Consider the following 16,324-nt stretch of genomic DNA (forward strand, 5'->3'; position numbering starts at 1 on the left):
GCCCACCCGCTGACCAGCCACGAAGGCGCGACAGCAGGCTGCGCTGAGTATATTGGTTGCGAGCCAGTCAACGCAGGAGTCAAGCATGTCCCCGCGTAGCCCATCGGTCAATGAAGAGCTTCGGCGGCGCTCGCGGGAGCGGCTGCTCCAGGCCACCGTCGAGCTCGTGTCGGAGCGCGGTTACGAGGCGACGACGCTGGGCGACATCGCCGAGCGCGCGGGTTCGGCGCGCGGACTGATCTCGTACTACTTCCCCGGCAAACGCCAGCTCCTGCAGTCGGCGGTGCACCGGCTGATGCACCGCACGCTGGAGGAGGGTCTCGAGCGGGAGCCGCGGACGGAGGACGGACGGGAGCGGATGGCGCGGGCCATCGACGCGATCCTGGGCCTGGCCGTGGACCGTCCGGTGCTGATGCGGACGCACATGGCGGGCATCCTGCAGGCCGAGGGGTTCGTGCAGTGCCCCGAGCAGCAGCGGCTGGCGTTCCTGCTGCGCGACACGGTGACCCGGTACGGCTCGGCGAACGTGGACGAGGACTATCCGCTGCTGCGGGCGCTGCTGATGGGCGCCGTCGTGGCGGTGCTGCTGCCGGGGGCGCCGATGCCGATGTCGCGGCTGCGGGCCGAGCTGTTCCAGCGGTACGGACTCGACTGGGAGCAGGGCATGCCGCCGGACGGGGGTCCGCCCGACGGCATGCCGTTCACCGCTGCGGAGCTGACGCTCCGCGTGCCGTGTCAGTCGTCGTCGCCCCAGCCGCCGTCGAAGTCGTCGAAGTAGTCGGGCTGCGTCTGGACGTTGAGCCCGTCCATGCGCACCCGCTTCGCCGCGTCCGTACGACGGTCGTCGAGCCTCAGGACGTCGAAGCCCTTGGCCATGTCGTTCGAGTAGATGTAGCCGTTGTAGTAGTACGCCGACCACGTGCCGCCGCCGACGAGCGAGTCCGCGGAGATCGGGCCGCGCTCGAAGAACGCGATCTCCTTGGGCTTGCGGGAGTCGGTGAAGTCCCAGACGGAGACGCCGCCCTGGTACCAGGCCTGGACCATGATGTCCTTGCCCTTGACCGGGATCAGCGAGCCGTTGTGGGCGACGCAGTTCTCGGTGTCGGCCTGGTGGCGGGGGATCTTGAAGTAGCTGCGGAAGACGAGCTTGCTCTTCTTGCCCTTGCCGACGATGTCGTAGATGCCGTCGGCACCGCGGTTCGGGCCCACGGCCTCGTTGCAGGTGGCCGCGCCGCCGCCGCCGAGCTCGTCGGTGAAGACGACCTTGTTGGCCTTCTGGTTGAAGGTCGCCGAGTGCCAGAACGCGAAGTTGACGTTGTCCTGGACCTGGTCGATGACCTTCGGGCGCTCGGGGTCCTTGATGTCGAAGAGGATGCCGTCGCCCATGCAGGCGCCGGCCGCGATGTCCTTGCCGGGCAGCACGGTGATGTCGTGGCAGCCGGTGGTCTTGGAGACGCCCGGGTTGGTCGGACCACCCGGGTTGCCGCCGCCGTCCGGTCCCTCACCGGGGAAGAGGACGGGGAACGAGACGATCGCCGACTTCTCCGGGGCCTTGCGGGGCACCTTGATGACCGAGATGCCGTCGTGCGGCGGCTGGCAGTCCGGGAAGGCGGCGTTGGGCGAGTACGAGGAGACGTAGACGTACACGTCCCGCTTCTTGGGCACCAGCGTGTGGGTGTGCGAGCCGCAGGAGGTCTCGACGGCCGCGACGTACTTCGGGTTGCGGATGTCGCTGATGTCGAAGATCTTCATGCCCTCCCAGGAGGACTTCTCCGTGGCCGGCTGGCTGACGCTGGCACAGGAGTTGTCACTGCGGGAGGAGTCGGTGGAGAGGAAGACGAGGTTGCCGGAGACGGAGATGTCGTTCTGCGATCCGGGACACAGGACCTGGGCGACCGTCTTCGGGGCGCGCGGGTTACTGATGTCGAAGATCCGGAAACCGTCGTAGTTGCCGGCGAAGGCGTACTTGCCCTGGAACGCGAGGTCGGAGTTGGTGCCCTTGAGAGCATCCTTGGGGATGTTCACGAGGTGCTTGATGTTGTCGCTGTGGACTATCTCGTCCACGCCGGGTATCTCGCCACTCCGGATGGCGGACCGTGCTTCGGCCGCCTGTTCCGAGGTGACCGTGCCCCGCGCGGTGGCGTCACCCGGGTCGGGCGTGGCGGCCGCGGGGCCGGCCGCGAGCAGGCTGACCAGCAGTCCGGCCGCGGCGGTCGCCACACCCAGGCCTCTGATCCGAGCACGCGGGGTGCGCGTGATGCGCGTGGTTCGCAACGAAGTCACTCCGTCCTCCCTTGTATCCGTTCGCAGTTGAACGGTTGATGGACCCCGGCAGTATCGTCCTTAGCGTGCACATCTCAACAGATGGCAACAGACATGTAATGAAGGTTTTTGATCAACGACCCGTGGAAGCGTGCTAGGAACGGTCCCGCGGCCTTGCCCCGGCCCAGTCCCTTCGGAACCACCCCTGGAGGTCGTCTTGTTGAACCGCCGCCGCATCCGCGGACCCGTCGCCGTTGCGCTGAGCGCCGTCGCCGTGCTCGCCCTTGCCGCCTGCGACTCGGAGCCCGGCGGGGACGCGCCGCAGAGCAAGGGGTCCACGGAACCCGCGGTCGTGGCACCGGGGAAGCCGGGCGAACCGGCGCGGCGGATATCCCCCGCCGAGGCCTCCAAGCTGCTCCCCGACGACAAGCCCAACGCGGCGGACTTCACGTACGCGCAGATGATGATCGTCCACCACCGGCAGGCGCTGACGATGACCGCGCTCGTCCCTGAGCGGGCCGGATCGACGCAGGTCAAGAAGTTGGCGGAACGGATCACCGCGGCGCAGCAGCCGGAGATCGGCGCGATGGAGGGCTGGCTGAAGAACAACGGCGGCCCGCGCGACCAGGGCGCTCACGACCACCACACGATGCCGGGGATGGCGACGGAGGCCCAGCTCGCGCAGCTGCGGAAGGCGAAGGGCGCCGCGTTCGACGAGCTGTTCCTGAAGCTGATGATGACCCACCACGAGGGCGCGGTGACGATGGCCGCCGAGGTGCTGGGCAGCGGGAACAACGTGCTCGTGGAGGAGATGGCGAACGACGTGATCGCGCAGCAGACGGCGGAGATCAACCGGATGCGGGGGATGTAGGGGCGCGGCGGGGTACGCCGCGAGGCCCGGCACGGGCCCCGGCGCGGGCCCCGGCGCAGGTACGCCGCGAAGCCCGGCGCGGGCCCCGGCACGGGCCCCGGCGCGGGTACGACGCGAGGCCCGGAACGAGCCCGACGCGGGGCCGCCGGGGAATCCCGCACCGCCCGACGCGGGCCGCGTGTCGTGTCGCGGACCTCCCCTCCGGGGGCTTCCGGTGGGATGCTGGAAGCCTCTCGGCGGGCATCCCCGCGGCGGGAAGGGGTACGGACGTGCTTCGTGTCGCTGTCGTCGGTTCCGGGCCCAGCGGGGTCTATACGGCCCAGTCGCTGGTCCAGCAGTCGGTGGTGCCCGGGGTGCGGGTCGACGTCCTGGACCGGCTGCCCTGCCCTTACGGCCTGGTCCGCTACGGGGTCGCGCCCGACCACGAGAAGATCAAGTCGCTCCAGCAGAACCTCAGGGCGGTCCTCGAGGACGAGCGGATCGCCTTCGTCGGGGACGTCGAGATCGGCGAGCAGGGGCTGACCCCGGCCCGGCTCCTGGAGATGTACCACGCGGTCGTGTACTGCGTGGGCGCCGCGCGGGACCGCCGTCTGGGCGTACCGGGCGAGGATCTGGCGGGCAGTTTCTCCGCGACGGACTTCGTCTCCTGGTACAGCGCGCATCCCGACGCGGTGGCCAACGGCTTCGCCGGGTCGGGAACCGGTCTGGACGGCCGCTCGGCCGTCGTGATCGGGGTCGGCAACGTGGCCGTGGACGTCACCCGGATCCTGGCGCGGGGAGCGGACGAGCTGCTGCCCACGGACGTGCCGGAGGGGGCGCTGCGAGCCCTTGAGGCCAGCCGGGTGCGCGAGGTGCACATGGTCGGCCGACGCGGGCCCGGGCAGGCCAAGTTCACGACGAAGGAGCTGCGGGAGCTGGGCGGGCTGCCGGGCGCGCGGGTGCGGGTGGATCCGGCGGACCTGGCCCTCGACCCCGCGTACGCCGACCCCACGGGCCTGCCGGCCGTGAACCGGCGGAACCTGGAGGTCGTGCGGGGCTGGGCCGCCGACGGCGCGGGCGGCTCCGAATCGTCCGACGCCTTCGGCACGTTCGGCGGGCCGCGCGGGATCCGGCTGCGGTTCTTCCTGCGGCCCGTCGAGCTGCTCGGCGAGAACGGGCGGGTGGCCGCAGTCCGCTTCGAGCGGACCGAACCGGACGGTGCCGGGGGTGTGCGGGGCACCGGCGCGTACGAGGAGATCGAGGCCCAACTGGTGCTGCGGGCCGTCGGGTACAAGGGAGTTCCACTTCCGGGGCTGCCCTTCGACGAGGCCAGGGGCACCGTCCCGAACGAGGCGGGCCGGGTGCTGCGTGACGGCGCCCCGTCGCTCGGCGAGTACGTGGCCGGCTGGATCAAGCGCGGGCCGACGGGCGTCATCGGCACGAACCGCCCGTGCGCGAAGGAGACGGTGGCCTCGCTGCTGGCCGACGCGGAGGCCCTGACCGACCGGCAGCTCGCGGGCGACCCGCTCGACGCGCTGCGGGATCTGGGCCACGAGCCGGTCGCCTGGCGGGGCTGGCTCTCCATCGAACGCGCGGAGTCCGCCCTGGGTCACTCGCTCGGCCGCGGCCGGGTCAAGATCCCCGACTGGGCGGGCCTGCGGGCGGCGGCCCGTGAGGACGCCACCGGGGACACCTGAGACTCCCCGGCGGCCCCCGTACGCACGGCCTGCGGCGGCGGACGTACGGCTCCGTGGCGCGCGGTCGCGCGGTCGAGCGGTCGCGCCGGACCGCCCACGCGCGGTCGGCCCTAGGCCCCCAGGCGGGCCGTCTGGGCGTCCGTCGCGCGCAGGACGCTGTCGAGGAGGCCGGGGAAGAGGGTGTCGAGGTCGTCGCGGCGCAGGGCGTTCAGCTTGGCCGTGCCACGGTAGACCTGCTCGATGACGCCGCTCTCGCGCAGGACGCGGAAGTGGTGCGTACGCGTCGACTTGGTCACCGGCAGTTCGAAGAACGAGCAGCTCAGCTCGGCGCCGTCCGCCTGCGCCATGTCGCTGACGATCCGCAGCCTCACCGCGTCCGAGAGCGCGTGCAGCACGCCCTCCAGGCGTATCTCCTCCCGCGTGGGGTGATCCAGGACCCGGGGCTTGGTCGCGGTCGTCACGGCGGCTCCACTTCATCCGGAAGCCTTCATTGTACGATAATCCTCGTAGTTTGACATGCGCCGTACTACGACGGCTATCGTACGAGTACCCCCGGGAGGCCATCCGCAAGGCCCCCGCCAGAGGAGTCCGTCATGAGCGTCGCCCTGTTCGAGCCCTACACCCTGCGGTCCCTGACCATCCCGAACCGGGTATGGATGGCCCCCATGGACCAGTACTCGGCGGAGGCGTCCGGCCCGAACGCGGGCGTGCCGAACGACTGGCACTTCGCCCACTACGCCTCCCGCGCCACCGGCGGAACGGGCCTGATCCTCGTCGAGGCGACCGCCGTCTCCCCCGAGGGCCGGATCAGCCCCGCCGACCTCGGCATCTGGAACGACACCCAGACGGAGGCGCTGGGCCGGATCGCCCGGTTCCTCAAGGAGCACGGCACGGTACCCGGCATCCAGCTCGGGCACGGCGGCCGCAAGGCGTCCACCAAGCGCCCCTGGGAGGGTCGCGGACCGGTCGGCACCGGCGAGCACGGCTGGCAGCCGGTCGGCCCGAGCCCCCTCCCCTTCGCCGAGGACCACCCCGTCCCCACAGAGCTGACGGCAGCCCAGATCGCGGAGATCCCCGGTCAGTTCGCCGCCGCGGCCCGCCGCGCGCGCACCGCCGGCTTCGAGGTCGTCGAGGTGCACGGCGCCCACGGCTATCTGATCAGCAGCTTCCTCTCCCCGTACGCCAACCACCGCACCGACGCCTACGGCGGTTCCTTCGAGAACCGCACCCGCCTCGCTCTCGAGGTCGTGGACGCCGTCCGGAGCGTGTGGCCCGAGGAGCTGCCGGTCTTCTTCAAGATCTCCGCCACCGACTGGCTGGAGGACCAGGGCTGGACCGGCGACGACACGGTCCGCTTCGCGCGCCTGCTGCACGAGCACGGCGTCGACCTCCTGGACGTCTCCAGCGGCGGCAACGGAGGCCCCGCCAGCATCCCCGTCGGCCCGGGCTACCAGGTGCCCTTCGCCGCCCGCGTGAAGGCCGAGACGGGTCTGCCGGTCGCCGCCGTCGGGCTGATCACGGAGAGCGAGCAGGCGGAGAAGATCGTCGCCAACGGCGAGGCCGACGCCGTCCTGCTCGGCCGGGAGCTGCTCCGCGACGCCTCCTGGGCCCGCCGGGCAGCACGCGAGCTGGGCGCGAGCACCCACGCGCCGACGCAGTACGCCTGGGCGATCTGAGGCTGCCGGACTGGAGGCCGGGCTGAGGCCGGGCTGGAGGCGGGCCGAGGCAGGAGTGGAGGCCGGGCCGAGGCAGGACTGAGTCCTGGCCGACGGAACACGGCACGCAGAACACGCCTCCCACCTGGGGCGAAGCCGTTCCCGGGGGCCGCTGTCAGTGGTCGGGTGCAGACTGGCCCGTATCCGCGACAACGGCGTCCTGGAGGTGTCGGCCATGCCCGACGTAGTCCTGACCGTAGGTACCCGCAAAGGCCTGTTCATCGGCCGACGGCGCGACGGCCGGTGGGAGTTCGACGATCCCCACTTCAACGCGCAGGCGATCTACTCGGTCGCCATCGACACCCGCCGGTCCACTCCCCGGCTGCTCGTCGGCGGGGACAGCTCGCACTGGGGGCCGTCCGTCTTCCACTCCGACGACCTCGGTGGCACCTGGACCGAGCCGGCGAAGCCGGCCGTCAAGTTCCCCCAGGACACGGGGGCTTCGCTGGAGCGCGTCTGGCAACTGCACCCCGCGCCCGCGCACTCCCCGGACGTCGTCTACGCCGGGACGGAGCCCGCCGCCCTGTTCCGGTCCGAGGACGGCGGTGAGTCGTTCGAGCTCGTCCGCCCGCTCTGGGAGCACCCCACCCGGTCCCGGTGGGTGCCGGGCGGAGGCGGCGAGGCCGTGCACACGATCGTGACCGACCGGCGCGACGCGGCGGCGGTGACGGTCGCGGTGTCGACGGCCGGGGTCTTCCGGTCCCGGGACGGCGGGGCGAGCTGGGACCCCTCCAACCACGGGGTGTCCGCGGTCTTCCTTCCCGACCCCGACCCGGAGTTCGGGCAGTGCGTGCACAAGATCGCCCAGGACGCGGGCGACCTGGACCGGCTCTACCTGCAGAACCACTGGGGCGTGTTCCGCAGCGACGACGCGGGCGGGAAGTGGACGGACATCGGCGCCGGCCTGCCCTCCGACTTCGGCTTCGCCGTCGCCGCGCACCCCCATCGGGCCGATGTGGCCTACGTGTTCCCCATCAACGCCGACTCCGACCGAGTGCCCGCGGGCCGCCGCTGCCGGGTCTACCGTACGAGTGACGCCGGAGCCAGCTGGGAACCGCTCACGGCCGGGCTGCCCGAGGGCGACCACTACGGCACGGTGCTGCGGGACGCGATGTGCACGGACGACGGGGACCCCGCGGGCGTCTACTTCGGCAACCGCAACGGCGAGGTGTACGCGAGCGCGGACGACGGCGACACCTGGCAGCTCCTCGCCGAGCACCTGCCGGACGTGCTGTGCGTACGGGCGGCGGTGATCGGGTGAGGGGCCGTGACGCCGCGCCGGTGAAGTGACCCGGCCGTGACAGCACGGCCGTGACAGCACGACCGTGGAATCCTGAACCCCGGCGACGCGCTGCTCCTGGAAGTGGAACAACTCCCCGCTCAGGACACGTCGACGACGGTGCCGGTCTGACGGGCGTGTTCCGCGGCGAGCACGGACAGATGGCTGAGCAGGGACTCACTCGGCCCTGAGGAGACGAGCGAGGGGTCCTCGGCGGCGACCGCCGCGACGAAGGCGTCCATCAGGCCTTCGTCGCCGCCGCCGTGACCGCCGGAGGCGCTCATGTCCCCGGTGGGAAGGGTGTCGACCTCCTCGGTGACGCCGGTGCGGAAGTCGTGGATGTGCAGCGTGCGGCCGTCGCCGCGGATCTCGCCGCGGGTGCCGAAGATCTGGGTGCGGCGGTTGGCCATCTCCGTGAAGCCGGTCATGGTGAAGGTGGCGGTGGCGCCGCCGGCGAACTCCATGGCGACGACCTGGTGGTCGACGACGTCGTTGTCGCAGGCGTACACGCAACGGCCGTACGGGCCGGTGCGCAGGGCGTCGTCCAGTGCCTGTTCGGTGAAGGTGTCGAGGACGACGGAGAGCGGCCAGCCGTGGTCGCCGGCGGTGAGCCGGTCGCCGTAGAACCGGACCGCGTTGAAGGCGCAGTCGCCGGAAACCGGACAGTCCACGCAGCGGTCGGCGGCGTCCTTGGGGCGGTTGGCGGGCGTGAAGTGCGTGAGACGGCCGAAGCTGGAGACGCGGGCCGGCGGCTCCCCGACGATGTGCTGCAACCAGTCGAGATCGTGGCAGGACTTGGCCATCAGCATCGACGTGGCCTCGTCCGTGCGCCGCCAGTTGCCGCGGACGTACGAGTGCGCCTGGTGCCAGTGGCCGACCGGTTCCAGGTGCTGGACGGTGACGACGTCCCCGATCCGGCCCTCGTCGAGGAGGGCCTTCAGGGTCCGGGTGTACGGGGTGTAGCGCAGGACGTGGCCGACGGCGAGGATCACTCCGGCCTTCTCGACGGCGTCGACGATGGCGCGGCAGGACTCGTCGTCCAGGGCCATCGGCTTCTCCAGCATGATGTGGTAGCCCTGCGCGGCGAACGCCAGAGCGGGCTCCAGATGGTCGCGGTCCAGCGTGCAGATCAGGACGGCGTCCGCGATCCGGCCGCGCGACACGACCTGGCGCCAGTCCGCCACCACGGCGTCGCCGACGAGGCCGTGCTCGGCGGCGAACCGCTCGCGCCGTACGGGCAACGGCTCCGCCACGGCCACGACCCGCGCGCGGTCCGGATGTCGCAGCGCGTAGCGGGCATGACCGGTTCCGCGGTCACCCGCACCGACCACCAGCAGTGTTGTCACCTGGGACATGTGTCGCTCCTTCTTTCGCAGCGCGTCGGGCAGGGTGGGCGAAGGCGCAGGTCGTACGTCAGGGCATGGGCGGCAGGGATCCCGGATCGTCCAGGAGCTCGCCGTTCACGGCGTCCAGGGCGATGCGTACGGCGCCGCAGGCCACCACCTCGTCGCCGAGCGTGCTGCCGGTCACGCGCGGCACGTGCTGGGTGATGTGGCCGAGCTGATCGGTCAGCGAGGGGATCATGGCGTCGGCCAGCGGGCTGATCCCGCCGGCGAGGACCACGAGGTCCGGGTCGACCGCCAGGATCAGCGCCGCGATGCCGGGAGCCAGCCGCCGTGCGAAGTCGTCGACGGCAGCGAGGGCCTGCGGATCCTTGTCCGCCGCCGCGCGGGCGAGCGCCTCGATGTCCGATTCGCCGGGCCGGCGCTCACCGCTCCAGCGCAGGGACTTCCGAGCGGGCCCCAGACCGAGGTGGGGCAGCGTGCCCATCTCGCCCGCCCCTCCCCGTCGTCCTCGGTGCAGGCGGCCCGACAGCAGCAGCCCGGCGGCGATCCGGTGGCCGGCGAGGACGCAGACGATGTCGTCCACCAACGCGGCGGAGCCTCGCCAGCGTTCGGCGACCACGGCCAGGTTGGCGTCGTTCTCCACGAGGATCCTGCAGGGGAAGGTCTCCGCGAGCCGGCGGGCGAGGTCGACGTCGTTCCACTCCGGGATCACCTGGGACGTGACCCGTCCCGTCGCGTCGACCATGCCGGGCACGGCGACGGCGATCGCAAGCAGCCGGTCGGCGGTCACGGAGTGCGCGGACAGGAAGCTCGCGAGCCGTGCGCGCAGGAACTCCAGACGCGCCAACCCCGTCATCCCCGGATCGGTGTCCTCCCGGGCACGGGCGAGCGTCCGGCCCGCGAGGTCGGAGAGCTGCAGCACGATCTTGTGCAGGCCGATGTCCACGCCGACGACCACGCCCGCCTCGCCCCGGAACCGGAAGGAGCGGGCGGGCCTCCCGCCGGCCCTTCCCGAGGGGCTCTCCTCGGCCTCGGCGACCCAACCGAGGGCGGACAGCTTCTCCACCAGGCCCTCGACCGTGGGCCGGGACAGTCCTGTGACCGCGGTCAGCTGGCTGAGCGTCTGAGGACTGCGGGCGTGCAAGGCGCGGAGCACCGCGGCTGCGTTGATCTTCCGCAGACCAGCGAGGTCCTTCCCTCGCATGCCACTGGTCACGCCCACGTCCTTCATCGACTCACCTCAAGCTCATAGAGAAAGAGACTTGCATAACCACTGCGAGGGAGTCAATGGATGCCTGTCAGAGCATCAGGCGGCGACTCCTGAAGTTATCAAAGAAACTTTCACTTAAGACCTTTCGCCCACCTCCTCGACAGCGTTGCGCAGGGGGACTCCTCGTTTTGATCGATTCGATCGCAATCGATCGATACGCTAGCGACCAAAGGCGTACGGTGACGCCTCCGTAGCACTCCAGGGGGAGCCATGCGACACCATGTCGACCACCGCCACGATCGGGTACTCGAACTCGTCCGGGCGCGCGGCAGCATCCGGGTCACCGAGCTCGCGGCCGAACTCGGCGTCTCTCCCGTGACCTTGCGGCGGGACGTCGACGCGCTCGCCGACCAGGGCAAGGTGCAGCGCATGCACGGCGCGGTGGTCTGGCCGGGCGAGGTACGCGCGGAGGAGCCGGACGTCGGCGGTCGGGTGATCGGAATGATCGTTCCGACGACCCGGTACATCTTCGGAGACGTCGTCAACGGGGCCCGCAAGGCGGTCGAGGCGCAGGGGGGCCGGCTGGTGCTCGGCGTGTCCGGGTACGTCGACAGCGAGGACCCCGTCCAGGCCGGCCATCTGCTGAACAGCGGCGCCGAGGGGCTGCTGGTGGCGCCCAGCTGGTTCGGCGGGTCGCCCGCCGACGGCCAGGAGGAGTGGCTGATGGCCTGCGAGGCGCCGACGGTCCTGGTGGAGCGTACGGCGTCGGCCGTCAACCCGGCGGCCCTGCTCGACCGGGTGCGCACGGACCGTGCGCACGGCGCCGCGCTGGCGGTGAGTCATTTCGCGTCCCTCGGCCACCGCTCCGTCGCCGCCGTCCTCCAGCACGGCCCGCACACGGCGGGCATCACGGCCGGGTACCTGAACGCGGTGCAGTCGCTGGGCCTGGAGACGGTCCCGGGCTCGCCGTCGGTCCGTACGCCCGGCGAGGAGTACGACGAGGTCGCGGAGTACCTCGTCGAGGCCGTGGAGCGGCACGGGGTCACGGCGGCCCTGGTGCACAGCGACGAGGACGCGATCGTACTGGTGCCCCGGCTGCAGGCGCGCGGCATCAGCGTTCCGGAGGACCTCGCACTGATCGCGTACGAGGACGAGGTGGCCGCCCTGGCCGACGTACCCCTGACGGCGATCGCCCCGCCGAAGCAGGCGGTCGGTGAGCTCGCGGCGAAGCTGCTGCTCCAGCGGCTGGCCGAACGGCACACGGGCAGGGAACCGGAGCCGCGCCAACACCTCGACCTGCTGCCGAAGTTGAGGGTACGTGCCTCCTGCGGGGGCCTCCAGGCGCCGCCGGACGCCCGATGAGCCTATCGATCGTAGTGCGATCGTTTTGATTGTCTTGTGCGTTTGCTCTTGACGGTGATCGAGTTGGCGAAAAAGATGTCCCACGTTCGCCTCTCTCCCATCGAGGTTTCCGTAGGAGCCGTGCCATGTCGCGCAGTTCACGTTCGTTCCGCATAGCCGCCACCGCCACCCTCGCCGCCCTCGGCCTGTTCGCCACCGCGTGCGGTGGCGGCGACGGCTCGGCCGACGCCGCCTCCGACGGCAAGCCGGTCACCCTCACCTACTGGACCTGGACGGGTGGAGCCAAGGCCACGGTCGAGGAGTTCAACCGGACGCACAAGGACATCCAGGTCGAGTTCACCGAGATCACCGGTGGCACCGACGGCTACAGCAAGCTGGCCAACGGGGTGAAGGCGGGCAACGCGCCCGACGTGGCCACGATCGAGTACCAGATGGTCCCCGAGTTCGCGAGCCAGGGACACCTCGTCGACCTCACGGAACACGCCGGCGCCACCGTCAAGGAGAAGTTCCCCCAGGCCATCCAGGACCTGGTGACCTTCGGCGGCAAGACCTGGACCGTTCCCTTCGACGCCGCGCCGCAGGTCTACTACTACCGCACGGACCTGTTCAAGAAGTACGGCATCGAGGTCCCCAAGACCTGGGACGAGTTCAGGGCCGCCGCCGAGAAGGTCAAGAAGGCCGACAAGAACGTCCGCCTGGCCAACATGACCAAGTCCGACCCGGCCCTTCTCGCGGCGCTCTCCTGGCAGGCCGGCGGCAAGTGGTTCGGCACCGAGGGCGACGCGTGGAAGCCCGGCGTCGACGACGCCGCGTCCAAGAAGGTCGCCGCCTACTGGGACGACCTGGTCAAGAACGACCTCGTGCAGAGCTACACCGGCTACAGCCCCGAGGAGACCAAGGCCCGGGTCGAGGGCAAGACCCTCTCCGTCCTCGGCGCCTCCTGGACCGCGGCCGGTATGAAGACCAACCTCCCGGACCAGAAGGGCAAGTGGGCCGCCGCGCCCATGCCGCACTGGGGCAACCCGGCCAGCGGCAACTACGGCGGCACGTCCTACGGCGTGCTGAAGGGCAGCAAGAACGTCGAGGCCGCGGCCGAGTTCATCAAGTGGATCACCACCAACGGCGACGCGGTCAAGGCCCGGCTCAGCGACCCGAAGAAGCCCAGCAGCGCCCTGCCGGCCAACCCGGAGATGCGTGAGGTGGCCGCCGCGAAGTTCGACACCGCGTACTACAACGGCCAGGACCTCTACAAGCTGGCCTCCGAGCAGGTCGACACGATCGTCCCCGGCTGGACCTGGGGCCCGAACCAGATGGACGTCTACACGGCCATCCAGGACGAGACCGCCAAGACCGGCTTCACCGGCGGTGTCACCGCCGGTCAGGCGAAGGCCAGGTCGGGCATCCAGGAGCGCGGGCTGAAGCTCGCCGAGTGACCCGGTGGGGCCCGGCCGGTCCCTGACCCCGGCCGGGCCCCGCCGCCCCACCTCCCGGACCCGCAGCGCCCACACGCCAAGGAGCACCCGTGGCAGCACCACTCGCGAAGGCCGCGCCGCCGCCCGCGGCCGGCGGCACCCGCGCCGCCGGCCCGCGCACCGGCCGCACCCGCAACGGCAGATCACAGCTCAGGCGCAACCAGCGCGCCACAGCCGCCCTGTTCATCGTCCCGTTCTTCGTGCTCTTCGCCGCCATGACGGCTGCGCCCATCGTCTACGCGGTGTGGATGAGCCTGTTCACGGAGCAGTCGTCCGGGCTCGGCTTCGGCGGCACCGAGCGGGCGTTCACCGGCGTCGAGAACTACTTCAGGGCGCTCTCGGACGCGGGCTTCCGCGAGTCGTTCCTGCACATCGCCCTGTACTGCACGCTGTACATCCCGGTCATGATCGGCGGGGCGCTCGCCCTCGCGCTGCTGGTCGACTCGGCCGTGGCGCGCGCCCGGCGCTTCTTCCAGCTCGCGCTCTTCCTGCCGCACGCCATCCCCGGGCTCATCGCCTCGATCCTGTGGATCTACCTCTACACCCCGGGGCTCAGCCCGGTGCTCGACTGGATCGGGGCGGCCGGCGGCTCGTGGGACTTCTTCAGCTCCGACCACGTGTACTCGTCCATCGTGAACCTCACCGCCTGGCAGTGGATGGGGTACAACATGATCATCTTCTACGCCGCCCTGCAGGCCGTCCCCCGCGAACTCATCGAGGCCGCGGACATGGACGGGGCCGGGCCGATCCGCACCGCGCTGCAGATCAAGGTGCCCATGATCGCCTCCGCGGTCGTGATGGCCGTCCTGTTCACCTGTGTCGGCGCCATCCAGCTGTTCACCGAGCCGAAGCTGCTCAACCAGCGCGGCACAGCCGCCGTCGACACGGAGTGGTCACCCACGATGTACATCTGGAAGACGGCCTTCGTCCAGCACGACTACGGCCTCGCAGCCGCCGCGTCCCTCCTGCTCGCCGCGCTCGGCGTCGTGCTCTCGTACATCGTCACCAAGATCGGAAACCGGTGGAAGGCGGCATGAGTACGCACACGGTCACCCAGGAACCCGCGGCCGCCGAAGCACGCGCCGGCGCGGCCTCCGCATCGGTCAGGCGCCGCGACCCCCGCCGCACGCGCCCGGGCAGCCTGCTCTCCAAGGGCGTCGTCAACGGGGTGCTCCTCCTCGCCTCCTTCTACATGCTGATGCCGGTCAGCTGGCTGCTGTTCGCCGCCACCAAGGACCACGGCGATCTCTTCTCCAGCGACGGCTTCGCCTTCGCCGACTTCAACCTCTTCTCCAACCTCGCCGCGGTCTTCACCTTCAACGACGGCATCTACCTGCGCTGGCTCGGCAACAGCGTCATCTACTCCGTGGTCGGTTCGGCCGCCTCGACCCTGCTGTGCGTCGCCACCGGCTACGCCTTCGACAAGTACGAGTTCCGCGGGAAGGAGAAGCTGTTCGGGGTCGTCCTCGGCGGCCTGCTCGTCCCCGCCACGGTGATCCAGCTGCCGATGTACCTCCTTGCCTCCAAGGTCGGCCTGGTCAACACGTACTGGGCGCTGCTGCTGCCCGCGCTGGTCAACCCGTTCGGCGTCTACCTCGCCCGGGTCTTCTCCGAGGGGTACGTGCCGAACGAGGTGTTGGAGGCCGCCCGCGTGGACGGCGCCGGCGAACTGAGCACGTTCACACGGATCGCGCTGCCGATGCTCTCGCCCGGCTTCATGACCATCTTCCTCTTCTCCTTCACCGGAAGCTGGAACAACTTCTTCGGTGCGCTGGTCATGCTCAACGACGACGAGCTCTACCCGGTCAACCTCGGCCTGTACATGTGGAACAGCACCACCCAGCTGCAGCCCGAGTTCTACTCCCTCGTGATCACCGGTTCGCTCGTGGCCGTCGTCCCGCTCATCATCGCCTTCGTCTGCCTGCAGCGCTTCTGGCGCTCGGGCCTCACCGCGGGCGCGGTGAAGTGACCGTGCCCGAACCGGAAGGCTCCGTCCTGAACGACGGCCACACCACCCCGGCGGCCTCCGCGCATCGCCCGCGCACCCTGCTGGCCATGGGTGCCCCCATCCACGCCCAGCTTCTCGCCGAAGGCGCCCTCGACCGGCTTGCGGACGTCGCGGCCGTGGACACCGCCCGGTTCGTCAGCGACTTCAGCGACGCGGACCCCGCGGCGCTCGCCGACACCGAGGTGCTCTTCACCCACTGGGGCGCCCCGCTGCTCACCGCGGACGCGGTGCGCGCGATGCCCCGGCTGCGGGCCGTCATCCACGCGGCCGGGTCCGTCAAACACCACGTCACCGAGGCCGTCTGGGAGCGCGGCATCGCCGTCTCCACCGCGGCGGGGGCCAACGCGCTGCCGGTCGCCGAGTTCACCCTCGCCGCGATCCTCTTCACCGGCAAGCGGATCCTCGACAGCGCCCGGGTCTACCGGGAGGCACGCGACCAGGTGCCCCTGCTGCCGTACTTCGCCGGCCACGGCAACCACCGCCGTACCGTGGGCGTCGTCGGCGCGTCACGGATCGGCCGCCGCGTCCTGCAGCTCCTGCGCCCGTTCGACTTCGAGGTCCTGCTGTACGACCCGTACGTGGAGGCGGCCGAGGCCGAGACGCTCGGCGCGCGCCGCGTCGACCTCGACGAACTCGTGCGGCGCAGCAGCGTGGTCTCCATCCACGCTCCGCAACTCCCGGAGACACAGCACATGTTCGACCGGCGGCGGCTGGGGCTGCTGCGGGACGGGGCCACGCTCATCAACACGGCACGCGGCTCCCTCGTCGACACCGACGCGCTCACCGAGGAGCTGCTGGCCGGCCGGATCCATGCCGTGCTCGACGTCACGGAGCCCGAGGTGCTGCCCCCCGGTTCGCCGCTGTACACGCTGCCCAACGTCCTGCTCACCCCGCACATCGCCGGTTCGCTCGGCAACGAGCTCGTACGGATGGCCCATTGGGCCACCGACGAGGTGGAGCGCTACGCCGAGGGCCGGCCCCTCGCCCATGGCGTGGGCCCCGACGAGCTCGCCCGCTCGGCCTGACGAAGACCGTCCCAGGACCGCAGACCGTCCCGGCCTGACGACCACCGTCCCGGCCGGGCGGCCGCCGTCCGCCGCCCGGCCCCGACCCCACAGGACAC

The 16,324-nt window shown here is 70.9% G+C and carries 14 protein-coding genes; 10 read left to right on the forward strand and 4 right to left on the reverse strand.

Annotated features, from left to right (window positions below):
* Positions 1-85 precede the first annotated feature (85 nt).
* The gene (locus tag ACGFYP_RS06540) at positions 86-778 is read left to right on the forward strand and encodes a helix-turn-helix domain-containing protein (protein ID WP_361963469.1); all 693 of its coding nucleotides are present in this window, start codon (positions 86-88) and stop codon (positions 776-778) included.
* On the opposite strand, the gene ACGFYP_RS06545 is transcribed toward ACGFYP_RS06540, so the two are convergent.
* Complete coding sequence (locus ACGFYP_RS06545) at positions 736-2,283, reverse strand: LVIVD repeat-containing protein (RefSeq protein ID WP_393487088.1); 1,548 nt, start codon at positions 2,281-2,283, stop codon at positions 736-738. The two genes, ACGFYP_RS06540 and ACGFYP_RS06545, sit on opposite strands and share 43 nt — an antisense overlap.
* A gap of 196 nt (positions 2,284-2,479) precedes the next feature.
* On the opposite strand from ACGFYP_RS06545, the gene ACGFYP_RS06550 reads away from it, so the two are divergent.
* Positions 2,480-3,133, forward strand: a complete 654-nt coding sequence (locus tag ACGFYP_RS06550) for a DUF305 domain-containing protein (protein ID WP_393487090.1) — start codon at positions 2,480-2,482, stop codon at positions 3,131-3,133.
* A 269-nt stretch (positions 3,134-3,402) separates the two neighbouring features.
* Positions 3,403-4,809, forward strand: a complete 1,407-nt coding sequence (locus ACGFYP_RS06555; protein WP_393487092.1) for an FAD-dependent oxidoreductase — start codon at positions 3,403-3,405, stop codon at positions 4,807-4,809.
* A 110-nt stretch (positions 4,810-4,919) separates the two neighbouring features.
* On the opposite strand, the gene ACGFYP_RS06560 is transcribed toward ACGFYP_RS06555, so the two are convergent.
* Complete coding sequence (locus ACGFYP_RS06560; protein WP_393487095.1) at positions 4,920-5,270, reverse strand: ArsR/SmtB family transcription factor; 351 nt, start codon at positions 5,268-5,270, stop codon at positions 4,920-4,922.
* A 132-nt stretch (positions 5,271-5,402) separates the two neighbouring features.
* Here ACGFYP_RS06560 and ACGFYP_RS06565 point away from each other — a divergent pair, with 132 nt between their 5' ends.
* Both ACGFYP_RS06565 and ACGFYP_RS06570 read left to right on the forward strand, forming a co-directional pair.
* Entirely contained in the window at positions 5,403-6,485 is a 1,083-nt protein-coding gene (locus ACGFYP_RS06565) for an NADH:flavin oxidoreductase/NADH oxidase (protein WP_393487097.1), read from the forward strand.
* A 214-nt stretch (positions 6,486-6,699) separates the two neighbouring features.
* Positions 6,700-7,785 carry a WD40/YVTN/BNR-like repeat-containing protein gene (locus ACGFYP_RS06570; RefSeq protein ID WP_393487100.1) on the forward strand — a complete coding sequence of 362 codons (1,086 nt, stop codon included), beginning with the start codon at positions 6,700-6,702 and terminating at the stop codon, positions 7,783-7,785.
* A gap of 119 nt (positions 7,786-7,904) precedes the next feature.
* Here the strand turns inward: ACGFYP_RS06570 and ACGFYP_RS06575 are convergent, their stop codons facing one another.
* Positions 7,905-9,158, reverse strand: a complete 1,254-nt coding sequence (locus ACGFYP_RS06575) for a Gfo/Idh/MocA family protein (protein WP_393487103.1) — start codon at positions 9,156-9,158, stop codon at positions 7,905-7,907.
* Between the two features lie 58 nt (positions 9,159-9,216).
* Entirely contained in the window at positions 9,217-10,365 is a 1,149-nt protein-coding gene (locus ACGFYP_RS06580; RefSeq protein ID WP_393487107.1) for an ROK family transcriptional regulator, read from the reverse strand.
* Between the two features lie 264 nt (positions 10,366-10,629).
* Between ACGFYP_RS06580 and ACGFYP_RS06585 the strand changes: the two genes are divergently transcribed.
* The 5 genes from ACGFYP_RS06585 (at position 10,630) to ACGFYP_RS06605 (ending at position 16,226) form a co-directional block, all read left to right on the forward strand.
* Positions 10,630-11,721, forward strand: coding sequence for a substrate-binding domain-containing protein (locus ACGFYP_RS06585; protein ID WP_393487110.1), 1,092 nt, complete (start codon positions 10,630-10,632; stop codon positions 11,719-11,721).
* A gap of 125 nt (positions 11,722-11,846) precedes the next feature.
* Positions 11,847-13,154, forward strand: coding sequence for an ABC transporter substrate-binding protein (locus ACGFYP_RS06590; protein WP_393487112.1), 1,308 nt, complete (start codon positions 11,847-11,849; stop codon positions 13,152-13,154).
* Positions 13,155-13,408: 254 nt separating this feature from the next.
* The gene (locus tag ACGFYP_RS06595) at positions 13,409-14,230 is read left to right on the forward strand and encodes a carbohydrate ABC transporter permease (RefSeq protein WP_393487518.1); all 822 of its coding nucleotides are present in this window, start codon (positions 13,409-13,411) and stop codon (positions 14,228-14,230) included.
* Positions 14,227-15,162 carry a carbohydrate ABC transporter permease gene (locus ACGFYP_RS06600; protein WP_393487114.1) on the forward strand — a complete coding sequence of 312 codons (936 nt, stop codon included), beginning with the start codon at positions 14,227-14,229 and terminating at the stop codon, positions 15,160-15,162. The genes ACGFYP_RS06595 and ACGFYP_RS06600 overlap by 4 nt, the downstream gene beginning before the upstream one ends.
* A gap of 86 nt (positions 15,163-15,248) precedes the next feature.
* The gene (locus ACGFYP_RS06605) at positions 15,249-16,226 is read left to right on the forward strand and encodes a hydroxyacid dehydrogenase (protein WP_393487521.1); all 978 of its coding nucleotides are present in this window, start codon (positions 15,249-15,251) and stop codon (positions 16,224-16,226) included.
* Positions 16,227-16,324 lie beyond the last annotated feature (98 nt).

It is taken from the genome of Streptomyces sp. NPDC048370, from assembly GCF_043200825.1.
Lineage (GTDB): Bacteria > Actinomycetota > Actinomycetes > Streptomycetales > Streptomycetaceae > Streptomyces.